This is a genomic window from Micromonospora sp. NPDC005305, from assembly GCF_040607315.1.
Taxonomy (GTDB): domain Bacteria; phylum Actinomycetota; class Actinomycetes; order Mycobacteriales; family Micromonosporaceae; genus Micromonospora.
Map to the genome: position 1 here is coordinate 80,484 of NZ_JBEXGL010000018.1, position 16,239 is coordinate 96,722.

Annotated in this window: 15 protein-coding genes; 5 read left to right on the forward strand and 10 right to left on the reverse strand. The window is 73.3% G+C overall.

Annotation, left to right across the window (positions count from 1 at the left end):
• Positions 1 to 32: 32 nt before the first annotated feature.
• Entirely contained in the window at positions 33 to 1,259 is a 1,227-nt protein-coding gene (locus ABZS80_RS25265; RefSeq protein WP_355059584.1) for an MFS transporter, read from the reverse strand.
• Between the two features lie 122 nt (positions 1,260 to 1,381).
• Between ABZS80_RS25265 and ABZS80_RS25270 the strand changes: the two genes are divergently transcribed.
• Positions 1,382 to 1,972 (forward strand): PadR family transcriptional regulator, encoded by a 591-nt coding sequence (locus ABZS80_RS25270; RefSeq protein WP_151464696.1) that lies wholly within the window; start codon positions 1,382 to 1,384, stop codon positions 1,970 to 1,972.
• Positions 1,973 to 2,035: 63 nt separating this feature from the next.
• On the opposite strand, the gene ABZS80_RS25275 is transcribed toward ABZS80_RS25270, so the two are convergent.
• Positions 2,036 to 2,857 carry a class I SAM-dependent methyltransferase gene (locus ABZS80_RS25275; RefSeq protein ID WP_355059587.1) on the reverse strand — a complete coding sequence of 274 codons (822 nt, stop codon included), beginning with the start codon at positions 2,855 to 2,857 and terminating at the stop codon, positions 2,036 to 2,038.
• Between the two features lie 126 nt (positions 2,858 to 2,983).
• Here ABZS80_RS25275 and ABZS80_RS25280 point away from each other — a divergent pair, with 126 nt between their 5' ends.
• A complete protein-coding gene (locus ABZS80_RS25280; protein ID WP_355059589.1) occupies positions 2,984 to 3,670 on the forward strand; it encodes a helix-turn-helix domain-containing protein in 687 nt (228 codons plus the stop codon).
• A gap of 60 nt (positions 3,671 to 3,730) precedes the next feature.
• On the opposite strand, the gene ispG is transcribed toward ABZS80_RS25280, so the two are convergent.
• Genes ispG through dxr form a run of 3 tightly spaced genes read right to left on the reverse strand, consistent with a single transcriptional unit; the run spans position 3,731 to position 7,374 of the window.
• Positions 3,731 to 4,906 carry a flavodoxin-dependent (E)-4-hydroxy-3-methylbut-2-enyl-diphosphate synthase gene (ispG, locus tag ABZS80_RS25285; RefSeq protein WP_355059591.1) on the reverse strand — a complete coding sequence of 392 codons (1,176 nt, stop codon included), beginning with the start codon at positions 4,904 to 4,906 and terminating at the stop codon, positions 3,731 to 3,733.
• Positions 4,907 to 4,915: 9 nt separating this feature from the next.
• Positions 4,916 to 6,163 (reverse strand): site-2 protease family protein, encoded by a 1,248-nt coding sequence (locus ABZS80_RS25290; protein ID WP_151464910.1) that lies wholly within the window; start codon positions 6,161 to 6,163, stop codon positions 4,916 to 4,918.
• Positions 6,163 to 7,374, reverse strand: a complete 1,212-nt coding sequence (gene dxr, locus ABZS80_RS25295) for a 1-deoxy-D-xylulose-5-phosphate reductoisomerase (protein WP_355059593.1) — start codon at positions 7,372 to 7,374, stop codon at positions 6,163 to 6,165. Before dxr ends, ABZS80_RS25290 begins: the two co-directional genes overlap by 1 nt.
• A gap of 281 nt (positions 7,375 to 7,655) precedes the next feature.
• On the opposite strand from dxr, the gene ABZS80_RS25300 reads away from it, so the two are divergent.
• Both ABZS80_RS25300 and ABZS80_RS25305 read left to right on the forward strand, forming a co-directional pair.
• The gene (locus tag ABZS80_RS25300; protein ID WP_355059595.1) at positions 7,656 to 8,498 is read left to right on the forward strand and encodes a YhjD/YihY/BrkB family envelope integrity protein; all 843 of its coding nucleotides are present in this window, start codon (positions 7,656 to 7,658) and stop codon (positions 8,496 to 8,498) included.
• 75 nt (positions 8,499 to 8,573) lie between these two features.
• Entirely contained in the window at positions 8,574 to 10,175 is a 1,602-nt protein-coding gene (locus ABZS80_RS25305) for an NAD(P)/FAD-dependent oxidoreductase (protein WP_355059597.1), read from the forward strand.
• On the opposite strand, the gene ABZS80_RS25310 is transcribed toward ABZS80_RS25305, so the two are convergent.
• From ABZS80_RS25310 to ABZS80_RS25320, 3 genes are all read right to left on the reverse strand, one after another.
• Positions 10,156 to 10,809 carry a TMEM175 family protein gene (locus ABZS80_RS25310; RefSeq protein ID WP_355059666.1) on the reverse strand — a complete coding sequence of 218 codons (654 nt, stop codon included), beginning with the start codon at positions 10,807 to 10,809 and terminating at the stop codon, positions 10,156 to 10,158. The genes ABZS80_RS25305 and ABZS80_RS25310 overlap by 20 nt on opposite strands.
• A 110-nt stretch (positions 10,810 to 10,919) precedes the next feature.
• The gene (locus ABZS80_RS25315) at positions 10,920 to 12,500 is read right to left on the reverse strand and encodes a Rieske 2Fe-2S domain-containing protein (RefSeq protein WP_355059599.1); all 1,581 of its coding nucleotides are present in this window, start codon (positions 12,498 to 12,500) and stop codon (positions 10,920 to 10,922) included.
• 127 nt (positions 12,501 to 12,627) lie between these two features.
• The gene (locus ABZS80_RS25320) at positions 12,628 to 13,485 is read right to left on the reverse strand and encodes a hypothetical protein (RefSeq protein ID WP_355059601.1); all 858 of its coding nucleotides are present in this window, start codon (positions 13,483 to 13,485) and stop codon (positions 12,628 to 12,630) included.
• 89 nt (positions 13,486 to 13,574) lie between these two features.
• Between ABZS80_RS25320 and ABZS80_RS25325 the strand changes: the two genes are divergently transcribed.
• Entirely contained in the window at positions 13,575 to 13,799 is a 225-nt protein-coding gene (locus ABZS80_RS25325) for a DUF2631 domain-containing protein (RefSeq protein WP_151464901.1), read from the forward strand.
• A gap of 75 nt (positions 13,800 to 13,874) precedes the next feature.
• Here the strand turns inward: ABZS80_RS25325 and ABZS80_RS25330 are convergent, their stop codons facing one another.
• Entirely contained in the window at positions 13,875 to 14,993 is a 1,119-nt protein-coding gene (locus ABZS80_RS25330; protein WP_355059603.1) for a DivIVA domain-containing protein, read from the reverse strand.
• Positions 14,994 to 15,022: 29 nt separating this feature from the next.
• Positions 15,023 to 16,168 carry a 23S rRNA (adenine(2503)-C(2))-methyltransferase RlmN gene (gene rlmN, locus ABZS80_RS25335; protein WP_313722551.1) on the reverse strand — a complete coding sequence of 382 codons (1,146 nt, stop codon included), beginning with the start codon at positions 16,166 to 16,168 and terminating at the stop codon, positions 15,023 to 15,025.
• Positions 16,169 to 16,239 lie beyond the last annotated feature (71 nt).

A 16,239-nucleotide genomic window follows, 5' to 3' on the forward strand; every position in this document is an offset into this window, starting at 1 on the left:
AGGACGCCGGACGATCGGCGGTGAGTGGCGGCTCAGCCGACCGGAACGGCGGCCGGCTCCGGCACGGCGGGCCGGGTCCGGGCGGCCCAGCGCACCACCGGCGGCACCAGCGCGCCGAGCACCAGGAACAGCCCGCCGAGCAGCAGCCACCCCGGTACGCCCCAGCCGACCGCCAGGGTGGTCACCACCACCGGGGCGACCATCGAGCCGAGCTGCATGCCCATCCCGTAGGCGCCCTGGTACTGGCCCTGCGCGTGGGCGGGGGCGAGCCCGAAGGAGATGCCCCAGCCGGCCGCCGCGTGCCACAGCTCCCCCACCACGTGCACCAGCGCGCCGCCCAGCAGCAGCGGCACCGCCACCCCGACCGGCACGCCCCCGCCGGCCGCGAAGAGCGCGCAGGCGACCGCGATCACCGCGCCGGCCCGGCGGGCCGCCCGACCGGCCCCGGCGAGGTCCTCGGTGCCCCGCGAGGCGCGGACCTGGAAGAGCACCACCACCACGGTGTTGACCAGCAGGCAGGCGGAGATCAGCCAGCGCGGCGCGGTGGTGTGCCCGGCGATCCAGAGCGGCAGGGCGATGTTGATCAGGCTGAAGTGCATCGACATGAGCCCGTCGAGCACCGTGAAGGCGAGGAACGGCCGGTCCCGCAGGGCGATCAGCCGCGGCCCGTGGGTCGGCGCCGGCACCGGCGGCACGGGTGGCAGCCGGAGCAGCACGGCGGCGGCCACCAGGTAGGTCGCGCAGTCGAGCAGGATCAGTGACACGTACGCGGTCCGGGTGTCGGCGGCCAGGCCGAAGCCGGCCAGCACGGTGCCGACCGAGATCCCGACGTTGGTGACCGCGCGCAGGTAGGCCCGGGTGCGTACCCGCTGGTCCGGTGGCACCGCGCCGGCGATCAGCGCGCCCCGGGCGCCCCGGGTCGCCGAGTCGGCGACCGCCATGAGCACCCCGACCACCAGGAACCCCGCGAAGGAGCGGACGGCCACCAGAGCGGCCGTGAACCCGGCGGAGGCGAGCAGCGCCGTGATCTGGAGACCGCGCGGGCCGAGCCGGTCGGCCAGGTAGCCCATCGGCGTGCTGGTCACGAGGCTCACGAGCGCCGTGAGGGTGAGGCCGATGCCGACCTGGCCCACGGTCAGCCCGACCGAGCGGGTGAGGAAGAGCGCGCTGACGGTGAGCCAGGTGCCCCGACCGACGGTGTTGATCAGGCTGGACAGGGCGAGGGTCCGGGACGGACCCGGTTCGGGAAGCAGGCGCACACCGGAGACCATAGCAAGACGTACGTACGGTTTGTGGACCCGTCCCAGATTTTGGCTTGTCGACGATGCATTGCCGATATATCGTCGATGCATCAGTGATAGGACGACGGAAGGAGAGCCCGATGGGTTTCCACCGACGGATGCACGCCGTGCACGACGAGATGCGGATGCGGGGCTTCGGCTTCCCGCCCGTACCCCCGGGACCGCCGCCGTTCCCGCCCGGGCCGCACGGCCACGGGCACGGCCGGGGCGGACGGGGCCGCGGGCGCGGGCGCCGGCCCAACGTGCGCGGCGCCGTGCTGGCCCTGCTCACCGAGCGGCCGATGCACGGCTACGAGATGATCCAGGAGATCGACTCCCGGACCGGCGGGGCCTGGCGGCCCAGCCCCGGCTCGATCTACCCGACCCTGCAACTGCTGGAGGACGAGGGCGTCATCGCGGCTGCCGCCGACTCCGACGGCGGGCGGAAGCGGTTCGCCCTCACCGAGCAGGGGCAGGCCGAGGCCGCCGAGGCGGCGCAGACCCCGCCCTGGGGCGAGTTCGCCGAGCAGACCGTGAACAGCTGGCACGACATCCGCGACGCCGGCGCGCAGGCCATGAACGCCCTGCGGCAGGTGATGATGACCGGCACCGACGACCAGCGGGCGCGCGCCGCCCAGGTGCTCGACGAGACCCGGCGCAAGCTGTACGCGATCCTCGCCGAATCCGAGTGAGCCGCCGCACACGGTTCGCCGGCCGGGGTGGTCACCGGACCGCCACCCCGGCCGGCGCCGCCGTCAGCCGCGCCGGCGGGCCGTGACCAGCAGGTACTCCCACCGCATCACCCCGGCCTCGGTGTGCCGCCGGGCCAGGTCCGCGAGGTCGCCGTCGAGCGCCGCGACCCGCTCGGGATCCGCGGCGTTCGCCCGGTACACCGCGATCGTCGGCCCGTAGTGCGCCTTGAAGTAGTCGCGGAAGTCCTCGGGAGCGGCGAACCGGTCCACGGTGACCACCGCACGGTGCAGCACGAGATCGGTCACCCGGTCACCGAGCAGGGCCCGGACGTGCTCCTCGTCGCCCCAGAGCGGCGGCGGCTGCGCGCCGGGCGGCGGCGGGGGCGCGTACGGCTTCATGGTGGCGAACAACTGCCCGATGAAGCCCTCGGGAGTCCAGTTGACCAGGCCGATCGTGCCGCCCGGCCGGCAGACCCGGACCAGTTCGTCGGCGGCCGCCCGGTGCCGGGGCGCGAACATCACTCCCACACAGGACAGCACCCGGTCGAACTCCCCGTCGGCGTACGGGAGCGCCTCGGCGTCGGCCTCCTGCCACTCCAGTCGCGCGCCACGCTCCGCGGCCAGCGCCCGCCCGATCTCCAGCAGCTCGGGGGTCAGGTCGCTGGCCACCACCTCGGCCCCGGCCAGCGCCGCCGGAAGGGCCGCGTTGCCCGTGCCGGCGGCCACATCCAGCACCCGGTCCCCCGGCCCCACCCCGGCCGCCTCGACCAGGGCCACCCCCAGCTCCGGGATGACCTCCGCGGCGACCGTGGCGTAGCTGCCGAGGGCCCACATCCGCCGGTGCCCGGCCTTCACGGCCCGGTCCTGCTCCATCTCGTCGATCATTTTCCGCTCCTCGTCTCGTCCTGAGGGGGACGGTAGGCAGCGGAGGAGCGGCCACCCAGTACGAGATGTGTACCGCTCCCGACAGGTTCCTGGTCCCGCGGTCGGCCCCGGCGTAGCGTCCCGGCCATGGGGGCCTCCTACCACCAGTTCTGCCCCGTCGCGAAGGCCATGGAGCTGCTCGACGAGCGCTGGACGCTGCTCGTCGTCCGGGAACTGGTGAGCGGGTCGGAGCGCTTCAACGACCTGCGCCGGGGCCTGCCGCGGATGTCGCCCACCCTGCTGTCCCGGCGGCTGCACCAGCTCGTCCGCGCCGGAGTGGTCGAGCGGCACGTCGACGGCGCCGACGTGCGCTACGTCCCGACCCAGGCCGGGCGCGAGCTGCGGCCGGTGCTCGAGGCGCTCGGCGCGTGGGGGGTGCGCTGGATCGGTGAGCTGGGCGACGCCGACCTGGACCCGAAGCTCCTGCTGTGGGACATGCACCGGCACGTCGACCACGACGCCGTCCCGGCGGGGCGTACCGTCGTGCACTTCCGCTTCCGGGACGTGCCCGCGACGCTGCGCGACTGGTGGCTGGTCATCGCCACCGGGGAGGCCGACGTCTGCGACGTGGACCCCGGGCACGAGGTGGCCGTGCGGGTGGACGCGAGCCTGCGCGCCCTGGTCCAGGTGTGGCTGGGCGACCTGGACTGGCCGGCGGCCCTGCGCGGCGGCGCCGTGGAGGTGGTCGGGCCGGAGGCGCTCCGCCGCGCCCTGCCCCGGTGGTTCACCCTCTCCGAGTTCGCCGCCGTGCCCCGGCCGGTCGCACGGGCCTGAAACGGCGCGTGCGACCGCCCCCGGACGGGGACGGCCGCACGTCGCCGGTGGATCGGCGGGTCAGTGCACGGTGACCGTGGCGCCGCCCGGTACCAGGCCGCGCAGCTCCTCGGGGATCTCGGCGCCCATCTCGTCGGCGATTCGCAGCGCCTCCTCGATCAGGGTCTCCACGATCTGGCCCTCGGGCACGGTCTTGACCACCTGGCCCTTGACGAAGATCTGGCCCTTGCCGTTGCCGGAGGCGACACCGAGGTCGGCCTCGCGGGCCTCACCCGGGCCGTTCACCACGCAGCCCATGACGGCCACGCGCAGCGGCACCGGCAGCCCCTCCAGGCCGGCGGTGACCTCCTCGGCCAGCTTGTAGACGTCGACCTGGGCGCGGCCGCAGGACGGGCAGGAGACGATCTCCAGGCCCCGCTCGCGCAGGCCCAGCGACTCCAGGATCTGGTTGCCGACCTTGATCTCCTCGACCGGCGGGGCGGAGAGCGAGACCCGGATCGTGTCGCCGATCCCCTCGGCCAGCAGCGCGCCGAACGCCACCGCCGACTTGATGGTGCCCTGGAACGCCGGGCCGGCCTCGGTCACACCCAGGTGCAGCGGGTAGTCGCACTGCTCGGCGAGCTGCCGGTACGCCCGGATCATCACCACCGGGTCGTTGTGCTTGACCGAGATCTTGATGTCCCGGAAGCCGTGCTCCTCGAACAGCGAGCACTCCCAGAGCGCCGACTCGACCAGCGCCTCGGCGGTGGCCTTGCCGTACTTGGCCAGGAGGCGCTTGTCCAGCGAGCCGGCGTTCACGCCGATGCGGATCGGCACACCCGCGTCGCCGGCCGCCCGCGCGATCTCCTTGACCTTGTCGTCGAACTGCCGGATGTTGCCCGGGTTCACCCGGACCGCGGCGCAGCCGGCGTCGATCGCCGCGAAGACGTACTTCGGCTGGAAGTGGATGTCGGCGATCACCGGGATCTGCGACTTCCGGGCGATCGCGGGCAGCGCCTCGACGTCGTCCTGGGAGGGCACCGCCACCCGGACGATCTGGCAGCCGGACGCGGTCAGCTCGGCGATCTGCTGGAGGGTGGCGTTCACGTCGGCGGTCAGGGTGGTGGTCATGGACTGCACCGAGACCGGCGCGCCCCCACCGACCGGCACCGAACCGACCATGATCTGGCGGCTGGCCCGGCGCGGGGCGAGCGGCGGCGGCGGTACGGGCGGCATACCGAGACTGACAGCGGTCACTTCAGGCACTCACCTTGAGAAGAGCGTGATCGGGTTGACGACGTCCGCGGTGACGGTCAGCAGCGTGAACGCGCCACCGATGAGGATCACCGCGTACGTGAGGGGCATGAGTTTGAGGTAGTCGACGCGGCCCGGGTCGGCCCGGCCGATCCGCGCGTAGAGCCAGGAGCGGGCCCGCTCGAACCAGGCGATGGCGATGTGGCCGCCGTCCAGCGGCAGCAGCGGCAGCAGGTTGAACACGCCGATGAAGAAGTTCAGCGAGACGAAGAGCATGAAGAACACCAGCCAGGCGTTGTTCTCCACGGCCTCGCCGCCGAGCCGGCTGGCGCCGACCACGCTGATCGGGGTGTCCACGTCCCGCTCGCCGCCGGTGACCGCGGTCCACAGGGCGGGGACCTTCTGCGGGATCCGCTGCATGGCGTGCAGGGTCTGCACCGCCATGTTGCCGGTGAAGTCGGCGGTCGCGCCGAACGCGGCGACCGGACCGTACTCGACGCGGGTGGGGGTGGTCGGCCGGAGCGCGACGCCGAGGGCGGACACCGCCGACGTGGCGCCCTTCGGGTCGCCCAGCGGCGGGCGCTGCACGGCGGCCAGGTCGACCGTGGCGGTGGCCGGCTTGCCGTCGCGGACGTACGCGACGGCGGCCGCGCCGGGCTTCGTGGCCCGGACCACGTCCAGCATGTCGCCCCAGGTGGAGACCGGCCGGCCGTTCACAGCCGTGATGCGGTCGCCGTCCTGGAGCTGGGCCTTCTCGGCCGGGCTGGCCGGGTCACCGGTCTGGCAGGCGCGGGCGGCGTTCTCCACCACCACGCACGGGGCCAGGGCGATCACGGCCGGCTCGGCCTTGAAGCCCTCTTCGGTGTTGGGGAACTCCGGGTTGGGCAGGCCGGCGGAGACCGCGAGGATCCAGAGGGTGACGAGGGCCAGGGCGAAATGGGTGATGGAGCCGGCGGACATCACGATCGTCCGCTTCCACACCGGGTAGCGCCACATGGCGCGCTTCTCGTCCCCCGGCTCGACGTCGTCGTCCTGCGGGGTCATCCCGACGATCTTGCAGAAGCCGCCGAGCGGGATGCCCTTGACGCCGTACTCGGTCTCGCCCCGCTTGAACGACCAGAGCGTCGGCCCGAAGCCGACGAAGTAGCGGGTGACCTTCATCCCGAACGCCTTGGCGGTGAGCATGTGCCCCGCCTCGTGCAGGCTCACCGAGATGAGGATCGCCAGGGCGAACAGCGCCACCCCGAGCAGGTAACTCATCAGGCTCCTTCCAGCGACCCGGCGATGATCGCCTGGGCGTGCCCCCGTGCCCACGACTCGGCGGCGAGCACGTCCTCGACGGTACCTGGTTCGTCGAAGTCCGGAGCGTCCTCCAACACCCGTTCGAGGGTGTCGACGATGCCGAGGAAGGGCAGCCGGCCGGCCACGAAGGCCGCCACGCACTCCTCGTTCGCCGCGTTGTAGATCGCCGGCCGGCAGCGCCCCGCCGTGCCGGCCGCCTTGGCGAGCGCGACCGCCGGGAACGCGGCGTCGTCGAGCGGGAAGAACTCCCAGCTGTGGGCCTTCGTCCAGTCGACCGCGGCGGCGGCGCCGGGCACCCGGTCCGGCCAGCCGAGGCCGAGCGCGATGGGCAGCCGCATGTCCGGCGGGCTGGCCTGGGCCAGGGTGGAGCCGTCGGTGAACTCGACCATCGAGTGGATCACCGACTGCGGGTGGACCATCACCTCGATGTCGGCGTAGGGCACGTCGAACAGCTCATGCGCCTCGATCACCTCCAGGGCCTTGTTGACCATGGTGGCGGAGTTGATCGTCACCACCGGCCCCATGTTCCAGGTCGGGTGTGCCAGCGCCTGCTCCGGTGTGACCTCGGTCAGCTCGTCGCGCCGGCGGCCCCGGAACGGCCCGCCGCTGGCGGTCACCACGAGCCGGCACACCTCGCCGCGGGTGCCGCCGCGCAGGCACTGCGCCAGCGCCGAGTGCTCCGAGTCGACCGGGACGATCTGCCCCGGCCGCGCCACCGCGGCCTTGACCAGCGGGCCGCCGGCCACCAGCGACTCCTTGTTGGCCAGCGCGAGGGTACGCCCGGCGCGCAGCGCGGCCAGGGTCGGCGCGAGCCCGAGCGAGCCGACCACCCCGTTGAGCACCACGTCGCAGGGCCACCCGGCCAGCTCGGTCATCGCGTCCGGCCCGGCCACGATCTTGGGCAGCTTGAAGTCGCCGGTGGCCCAGCCGCGCCGGCTCGCCTCGGCGTAGAACGCGAGCTGGAGATCCTGGGCGGCGGACGCCCGGGCCACCCCGACCGCGTCCACGCCCAACTCCAGGGCCTGCGCGGCGAGCAGCTCCACGTTGCCGCCGCCGGCCCCGAGGGCCACCACCCGGAACCGGTCCGGGTTGCGCCGGACGATGTCGATGGCCTGGGTGCCGATCGAACCGGTCGAGCCGAGCAGGACGAGGGCACGGGGAGACGTCACCCGCCCATTCTCCCCCAGCCCTCCTGAGCGCCCGCTGGGAGCCTCACTCCCCCGCGCCCGGCCCCTCCTCGTCCAGCAGATCCGCCGGGTCGACGCTGAACTCGAACGGCTGCCGCATCACGAAGGTGGCCGGCCGCGGACCGGCCACCGCCGGAGGTCCGCAGCACCCGAACGGCAACGCGAGGTGTCGTCGGCGCAGTGAATCTTGGCGCGCTCGGTCGAGGTGATCACACGCCGGATCGTCATGCGTGCCGGGGCGTCCCACGGGGAACGAGGTGGCGATGGGTGCGGGATGGCAGCGGGCGAAGCGGATCACCGGCGTGGCGTTCCGGCCGGTACGCGGGCGGGACCTCTCGCTGCACGCCGCCGCGATCACGTTCTACGGGGCGATCGCCGTGGTGCCCGTGGCGCTGCTGGCGATCTGGCTGACCGGGCTGCTGGCCGGGGACGACCGGGTGCGCCGGCTCACCTCGTACGCCATCGACACGCTGCCCACGCACATCGGCGCCGACCGCGCGGTGGCCGCGCTCGTCGAGGCCGGGTTGGGGCTGACCCCGCTGCTGGCGCTGGCGTCGCTGCTGCCGGCGTCGCTCTACGGTGAGGGCCTGCGCCGGGCGTTCGTGTCGGTCGCCACCCCGCCCGGCCAGGCCGGGACCCTGGTCGGCTGGCGGGGGCGGCTGCTGCTGCTCCCGCTGCTCGCCCCGGCCCCGGCGCTGCTGCTGTCGGTGCTGCTGGCGCTGCCGCTCACCACCCACCTGGTGAAGCAGGGCGGCTGGGTGGGTGCGCTGGGTGTGGTGCTCTCCTTCCTGGCCACCTGGCTGGTGCTCACCCCGGTCCTGGTCTGGGTGTTCCGGGTGGTCGGGCCGGCCGCCCCGGACTGGCTCGCCACGCTGGGCCTGGGCTCGTTCACCGCGGCGAACCTGTCCGGGTTTCTGCACGGCTTCGTGCTGTTCTGCTCGCTGCCGCTGGACCTGGGAGCGCCGTTCGGGGGGTTCGACGAGATCGGTGGCGGGGTCGCCGTGCTGCTCTGGCTCTACCTGTTCCACGTGATCGTGCTGGCCGGCTACTCGGCCACCCTGGCGCTCTCCCGCTGGCGGGCGACCCGGGCGGCCGCCCGCGCGTGACCGCGGACCCCCGGTTTCGCGCACGCTCCGCCGACCCCTCCCGGACCGGGTCCCGCGCCGCTAGGCTGCCCGGGCATGAGCGAAGCGAGTGAACTGCCGTCCCGCGCCGACGTCGTCGTGGTCGGCTCCGGGCACAACGGTCTGGTCTCGGCGATCCTGCTGGCCCGCGCCGGCCTGGACGTGCTGGTGCTGGAGGCCGCCGACGTGATCGGCGGGGCCACCCGCACCGAGAACCCGTTCCCCAAGGTGCCCGAGCTGCGACACTCCACCGGGTCGTACCTGCTCGGGCTGATGCCGCCGGAGCTGCTCGCCACCCTCGACGTGACGATCCCGGTGCTGCGCCGCGACCCGCACTACTTCCTGCCCACCCCGGGCGGGCTCGGCTCGCCGTACCTGCTCTTCGGCAGCGACACGGCGAGCACCCGGCGGCAGCTCGCCGAGTTCTTCTCGCCCGCCGACGTGGCCGCCGACGACGCGCTCCAGGCCGAGCTGGCCCAGCTCCGCGAGGACCTGGCGCCGGCCTGGCTGGCCGAGCCGCTGCCGGTGGAGGAGACCGCCGAACGGTACGTCCGGCCCGCCCTCCGGCAGGCCTTCGTCGACCTCGTCCGCGGCTCGGTGGCCGACTACCTGGCGCGCTTCGACTTCCGCTCCGAACTGCTGGTCAGCATGTACGCGGTCACCGACGGCCTCTCCGGGCTCAACGCCGGGCCGGACGACCCGGGCACCGGGCACAACTTCCTGGTGCACAACATGTGCCGGCTGCCCGGCTCGGACGGCACCTGGATGATCGCCCAGGGCGGGATGGGCACCGTCTCCCGGACCTTCGCGGACGCCGCCCGGGCGGCCGGCGCCCGCATCGTCACCGGCGCGCCGGTCACCGCCGTCACCCTCGACGGTGGCGCGGCGGGCGGGGTGGTGCTGGCCGACGGGCGGGAGGTGGCCGCCTCCGTGGTGCTCGGCGCCTGCGACCCGTACCGGTTGATGGAGCTGCTGCCCGACGGCGCGCTCCCGGCCGAGCTGGGCGCGCGGATGGCGGCGGTCCGCCGGCCCGGCACCACGCTCAAGCTCAACCTGGCGCTCACCGGCCTGCCCCGCTTCTCCTGCCTGCCGGCGGACGCGCCGAGCCCGTTCGGGTCCACCATCCACCTGCTCCCCGGCTCGGCCTCACTGGTCGGCGGCGGCGGCGAGGCCCCGATGGCCGCGCTGCGCGGCATGTGGGCGGACGTGCAGGCCGGGCGGCTGCCCGAGGAGCCGACCATCGAGTGGTACCTGCACACCACGGTCGACCCGTCGCTCTCCGACGGCGCCGGGCACCACTCGTCGGCGCTCTTCGTCCAGTCGGTCCCCTACGAGCTGGCCGGCACCACCTGGGACGCCGCGCTGCCCGGCTACGTCGACCGGCTCATCGACATCTGCGAGCGGTACGCGCCGGGCACCCGCGACCTGATCGCCGACGCCGTGCCGCTGCCCCCGCCGGGCATCGAGGCCCACTTCGGCATCACCGGTGGGCACATCCACCACGTCGACAACACCGTCTCGTTCACCGACCGGATGCCCTACGCCACCGGGGTCGACGGCGTCTACGCGGGCAGCGCCGGCTGCCACCCGGCCGGCAGCGTCATCGGCGCGGCCGGGCACAACGCCGCCCAGCGGATCCTCAGCGACCTCGGCCGCTGACCTCGCCGCCGGCCCCGACGGCGCGGGGCAGGTCGCCGGGGCGGCGGACGAGCGAGAGGCCGACAAGCAGCAGCAGGTAGAGGAGCAGGCTGAGGATCGGGTCGACGAAGACGAAGGCGAAGGCGATCGTGTAGAGCAGCGGGCGCACCACCAGCCGCCGCGAGACCGCGCGGGCCAGTTGCGGGTCCAGGTCGGGGTGAAGCAGCCGGTGCCGCCGCGCCCACCACCAGCTCAGGTTGAAGAAGAGCGACTCGCCCAGCACGGTGCCGAGGTAGAGGGCGGCGGTCAGCCGCTGCTCGGTCTCACTGCCGCGCAGGTTGTCCGACAGCAGGTCGGCGGTGAACGGGATCGCGGCCACGAAGAGCAGCACGAGCAGGTTGAACATGAGCAGCACCTGGTCGACCCGGACCACGTACCGCCACATGTTGTGATGGCCGAGCCAGATCTGGCCGGCGATCCCGAAGGTGATCACGTAGGCCAGGTAGGTCGGCCAGGCCTGGACGAGGGCGTCGGGGAGCTCCTGCCCCGGCTCCCGGGCCGGGCCGTTCTGGAGCAGTTCGACGGCCATCACCGTCAGCACGACCGCGAAGACACCGTCGCTGAACGTCTCCACCCGAGAGGCGTCCCGGGTCATCTCCCGGTCACGCCGGTAGCGGTAGTCCCTGTCCCTCGCGTCCGCGTCCGTCACGCCGCCCCCTTCCCGACCTGATGGTCACCCGGCGGGGGCGGCGCGCGGGGGGAAACTCAGCTGACGGCCTCGCCCGCGGGGGCCGGGGTGTCGGCGTCCGCCCGGTGGGCGCGGATCTTGTGCCCGACGCTGGTGAGGCAGCGGCCGCTCGCCATGTCGAACTTCCACCCGTGCAGCTGACAGGTGAGCTGGTCGCCCTCCACGATGCCGAACCGGCTGAGGTCCGCCTTCAGGTGCGGGCAGCGGCGCTGCACCACCCAGCCGTCGAGGGTGATGTCCTCGGCGTCGACAGCCCGCTCGTGCTCGTCGTACCAGCCCTCGGCGTACTGGAGGCGCTCCTCCGAGAGGCACTTGAAGAACGCGTAGACGAACTCGTTGTACTGGCCGATCCGGGCCGCCGAGAACCGGCAGGACAGGAAGAGCGAGTTGACCCAGTCCACCTCGCCGATGTGCAGCAGGTGCTCGACCAACGCCCGCTCGGTGCGGAACCGGTAGCGGACCTTCTCGTCCGCGTACGGCCGCACCTCCTTGCCCGGGAAGTCCACCACGATCGACTCAATCGACTCCCCGTCGTAGCCCACGAGGTCGAAGCGGACCGGACCGCCGACACCCTTGGCCAGGTAGATCGACTCGTCCAGCAGCGGCTCGATGCGGCGCTTCATCTCGCCGAGCACGTCCACCTCGGGGTGCCGCCAGGACGCCTTCTCGGCCTCGATGATCGGGCGCTTGCGCTCCCGCATCTCCTCCAGGTGGGCGCGCTTGTTCGCGAAGAACTCCTCGACCGGCACGGGGTGGGTGGTGGTCGCGCCCTCCGTGGTGACCTCCGCGACGCTGCCCGGCAACAGGACGATGCCGTTGGTCCCGCCGACCTTCGCGTACTCGGACAGGAACACCGACTGGTCGGGGAAGATGTTCCCCTCGTCGCCGAAGATGTCGTTGAACTGGAACAGCTCGTCGTCGAGGAAGCAGGGCGGGCCGGCGATCGGGAAGACGTGGTCGGCCTTCAGGTCGTCGATGTAGCGCCAGGTGCGGTCGAACTGCCGCTCGCGCTTCTGCTTGCCGAACGCCGTCTTCGCCGCCTGGGGCAGCTCGTAGACCATCGGGTACCAGATCGCGCCGGAGAACTGGAGCAGGTGGGCGTGCACGTGGCCCAGCTCGGCGAAGACCGTCAGGTCGGTGGGGCGGGCGTCGTTCTGGTTGAGCAGCCGGACCCCGTCGTACTCGACCCAGAGCGAGGAGTCGCCGATCGGGCCGTCGGTCGGGCTGGTCAACGCCTGGATCATGATCTTCAGGCCGCCGGGCAGCTCCACGACCTGCTCGTTCGGGGCCTTGAGGAACTTGGTGAAGCCCAGCTCCCGCAGCTCGTCCTCCATCTCCGAGGTGGGGAACTCGGGGAGCAGGACGGTGGCGTCCTTCGAGATGTGGTCGCGCAGGTGCTTCGCGTCGAAGTGGTCCCGGTGCAGGTGCGACACGTAGAGGTAGTCGCACTGGCCGAGGGCCGCCCAGTCGAGCTGGGAGTTGTCCGGGAAGGGGAACCAGGAGGCGAAGTAGGCGGGGTTGACCCACGGGTCGCACAGGATGCTGCCCGCGGCCGTGTCGATCCGCATGCTGGCATGGCCCGTACCGGTCACTCGCACCGCAGTCCCCCTCAAAAAGGCATCAGGCGTACGTCAAGACGCTACCGGAGGCAGTGTGGTCGCCGTCCCGCGACGCCGGTAGTGGCCTTCCGCCCCGCCGGGGGCAGGTCCGACGGCCCGGGAGACCTCAGCCCTCGATGGCTCCGGTCCAGCTCCGCCGCCGGGGCGCCGCCGCGCACCAGGCGTTCAGCAGCCCGGCGATGCGGTCCACCGGCGCCGCGACGTGCACCCGCTGCCCGCCGCCGACCTCGTGGTCGCGGTCCTGGTGCACGGATCCCTCACTGCAGCAGGCACACAGGGTCCGTACGCCACTGGCCGGCTCCGCCGCGTACCCGTGCTGGTCGAAGGACGCGGCCAGCGCGCGGACGTCCTCCGGCGTGCCGGCGACCACCTCGACGGTGGTGGTCGGCAGCTCCGAGGCCCGGAACAGCAGCAGCTCGTCGAAGACGGGGTACGCCCGGCCGTCGACCGTCCGCTCGCCGTTGGGCGCCCCGTCGTGCACCACGACCTCGCCGAACCGCCGGCCGGACCCTGGCGTCGGCACGTTCAGGACGCGGGCCCGGGTGGGGCAGAGCCGCCGGGCCCACACCACCTCGCCACCGCTCAGGCGGATCGGGGTGGTGCCGAAGTCGGCCTCGATCTCGCCCTCGCCGTCCGGGACGTTCAGCCCGTACCCCGACCAGGCGTCCCGGGCCGTCGCCCAGTCCTCCATGATCGTGGCCGCGATGCCCAGGTTCCAGAACGCCGGGTCCTCGCTGCCGCGCGCCGACCGGGCGGCCGCCTCCCGCCCCAGGTCGTACGCCTTCGCCCAGTTCCGCAGGAACTTGTACGCGAGCGCGGCGTTGTACCACCACGACTCGGCCGCCGGGATGTCCGGGTACCGGCGGGCCAGGCGCTCCCACAGCTCCCCGGCGACCGGCCAGTCCTCGGCGTCCCACGCCTGCTTGGCCCGCTTGTACAGCTCGCGGTCGTCCTCGCGGGTCATGTGTCCCCCATCAGGTCGGACCCCGCACCGGGGCCGCCACGGGGCGTGCCAGACTAGCCGGAGATCCGATCGCGAGGGAAGGACCGACAGTGGCTGGAAGTGAGCCGGTAACCGCACCCGATCAGCACCGGCCGGGGCACCGCAAGTCCGGGCGGATCGGCGCGGTGCTCTCGGCCGTGGCCTTGGTACTGATGGCGTTCTGCGGCAACGAACAGGGCCGGGTCGAGGACATCTGGCTGTACGGGATCGCCGCGCTGCTGCTGGCCATCGTCATCGGCGACGCGGTGCTGCGCCGCAACGGCCTACGGTCCTGACCCGCACGCGCTCGACCGGTACGCGCAAGGGCCCGCCCCCGATCGGGGACGGGCCCTTGGTCGTCGTGCGGTGGCTCAGCGGCCGAGCAGGATGTCCTGCACGTCCTTGAGCGCGGCGTCGACCTCGGCCTCGAAGTAGCCGCCGGGCACCAGCCCGAAGCGCAGGGTGTCCAGGTCCTTCGGGTTCACCGGCATCGGGTTGCGGCCCTGCATGCCGCCGAGCAGCGTCTCGAAGAACCGGTCGACCTGGTCCGGGTCGTACCCGCTGCCGAACCGGCGCACCTGGAAGCTGCGGCGGATCTGGTCCACCCGGTAGAGGTCGCTGCCGGGCGGGCCGGCCATCGGCGGGCCCACCATCGGCGGGCCACCGACCGGCGGACCGGCCATCGGCGGGCCGGGCATCCCGGGGCCGCCACCGTAGCCTTGCTCCGGGCCGCCGCCGTAGCCCTGCTCCGGGCCACCGTAGCCCTGGTCCGGGCCGTAGCCCTGCTGCGGCAGCTGCGGCGGGCCGGCCGGGCCACGGCCGCGCGGGTCACGCAGATCCCGCTCGGGCATCCGGAACTCGGCGGTCATGTCGGCCTGGCCGTGCCGGCCGGCCTCGAAGCCGTCGAAGCGCTCGTCCTGGCCGTAGCCGCCCGGGCCGGGGGGCAGGCCGCGCGACGGCGGGCCGCCGTGCCCCATCGGGGCGCCCGGACCCATCGGGCCGGGACCACCCGGGCCGCGGGGCGCGTCGTAGCCGCCGCGCGGGCCGTCATAGCCGCCGGCGAAGGCGCCGGTCGGCTCGTCGTAGCGGTTGCCGTAGCGGTCCGCGGGCGGGCCGGCCTGCGCGGGCATCGACCGGGGCGGCATCGGGGGCTGCGGCACCGGAGAGAGGCCACGGTCGTCGCGCATCGGCGGGCCCAGGCGGTCGGCCATCCGGGGATCGCCACCCCGCCCGCCGGGAGCGCCACCGCGCTCCTCCAGCTCGGCGAGCTGCCGCTCGACCCGGTCCAGATGCAGGTCGACCTGCCACTCGTCGTAGCCGTTGAAGCGGACCCGGAAGACGACGTCGTGGACCTCCTGGGAGGCCACGGGCGCACCGACCGGCTGGCCGGCGAGTGTCGCCTCCACCCGGTCCAGGAAGGCGTCCACCTCGTCGACCTTGTATCCCCGGCGGAGCGCCTTACGCCGGAAACGCTGACCCTGACTCGCCACTATGTCTCCTGGTCTCTACCGCTACGCCGTCACGCCGTTGCGGCGCGTGGGTCGCTGTCCCTGTCCTCGGCGGCGGCGAGCTGCCCACACGCCCCGTCGATCTCGCGACCCCGGGTGTCCCGCACCGTGGTGGACACCCCGGCGTCGCGCAACCGCCGGACGAACTCCCGCTCGACCGGCTTCGGGCTGGCGTCCCAGCGGCTGCCCGGAGTCGGGTTGAGCGGGATCAGGTTCACGTGGGCCAGCTTGCCGGCCAGCAGCCGCCCGAGCAGATCGGCTCTCCACGGCTGGTCGTTCACGTCCTTGATCATCGCGTATTCGATGGACACGCGACGCCCCGTCGTGTCCGCGTAGTCCCACGCCGCGTCCAGCACCTCGGACACCTTCCAGCGCTGGTTGACCGGCACGAGTTCGTCGCGCAGCTCATCATCGGGGGCGTGCAGCGACAACGCAAGGGTCACTGAGAGGTCTTCGCTGGCCAGTCGGCGGATGGCCGGAACCAGGCCGACCGTGGAAACGGTGATGTGCCGCTGGGACAGGCCGAGGCCCTCCGGGGCCGGGGCGACGAGCCGGCGGATCGCCGCCACCACCCGCGCGTAGTTGGCCAGCGGCTCGCCCATGCCCATGAACACCACGTGCGACAGGCGCGGCGGGGAGCCGGCCACCGCCCCCGAGGCGGCCACGCCGGCGAGGTAGACGGCCTGGTCGACGATCTCGGCGGTGGAGAGGTTGCGGGTCAGCCCGGCCTGGCCGGTGGCGCAGAACGGGCAGGCCATGCCGCAGCCCGCCTGGCTGGAGATGCAGACGGTGACCCGGTCCGGGTAGCCCATCAGCACGCTCTCCACCAGCGAGCCGTCGTGCAGCCGCCAGAGCGCCTTACGCGTGGCGCCGTCGTCGCAGGCCATCTCGCGCACCGGGGTGAGCAGGGTGGGCAGCAGGGTGCCCGCCAGCCGCTCGCGGGTCGCCGCCGGCAGGTCGGTCATCCGGGCCGGGTCCCGGACCAGACGGCCGAAGTAGTGGTTCGAGACCTGCTTGGCGCGGAACGCCGGCTCACCCAGCTCGGTGACGAGCGCCTGCCGGCCCGGCAGGTCCAGGTCGGCGAGGTGACGGGGTGGCATCGCGGGCCGGCGGCCGCGGGCGTCGGGGTCTACGGAGATCAGCGGGAGGCTCGTCATGGCGCGTCCAGTCTGACACGCCGAACGGGGGACGCACCTGTCCGTGGGTGCCGAATCGGCCCCGGCCGGCC

Bases quoted from the DNA above. Each gene is read 5' to 3' on its own strand.
- ABZS80_RS25270 (WP_151464696.1), top strand. From the start codon at position 1,382: ATGGGTTTCCACCGACGGATGCACGCCGTGCACGACGAGATGCGGATG.
- ABZS80_RS25275 (WP_355059587.1), bottom strand. From the start codon at position 2,857: ATGATCGACGAGATGGAGCAGGACCGGGCCGTGAAGGCCGGGCACCGG.
- ABZS80_RS25280 (WP_355059589.1), top strand. From the start codon at position 2,984: ATGGGGGCCTCCTACCACCAGTTCTGCCCCGTCGCGAAGGCCATGGAG.
- ABZS80_RS25290 (WP_151464910.1), bottom strand. From the start codon at position 6,163: ATGAGTTACCTGCTCGGGGTGGCGCTGTTCGCCCTGGCGATCCTCATC.
- ABZS80_RS25300 (WP_355059595.1), top strand. From the start codon at position 7,656: ATGGGTGCGGGATGGCAGCGGGCGAAGCGGATCACCGGCGTGGCGTTC.
- ABZS80_RS25305 (WP_355059597.1), top strand. From the start codon at position 8,574: ATGAGCGAAGCGAGTGAACTGCCGTCCCGCGCCGACGTCGTCGTGGTC.
- ABZS80_RS25310 (WP_355059666.1), bottom strand. From the start codon at position 10,809: ATGACCCGGGACGCCTCTCGGGTGGAGACGTTCAGCGACGGTGTCTTC.
- ABZS80_RS25320 (WP_355059601.1), bottom strand. From the start codon at position 13,485: ATGACCCGCGAGGACGACCGCGAGCTGTACAAGCGGGCCAAGCAGGCG.
- rlmN (WP_313722551.1), bottom strand. From the start codon at position 16,168: ATGACGAGCCTCCCGCTGATCTCCGTAGACCCCGACGCCCGCGGCCGC.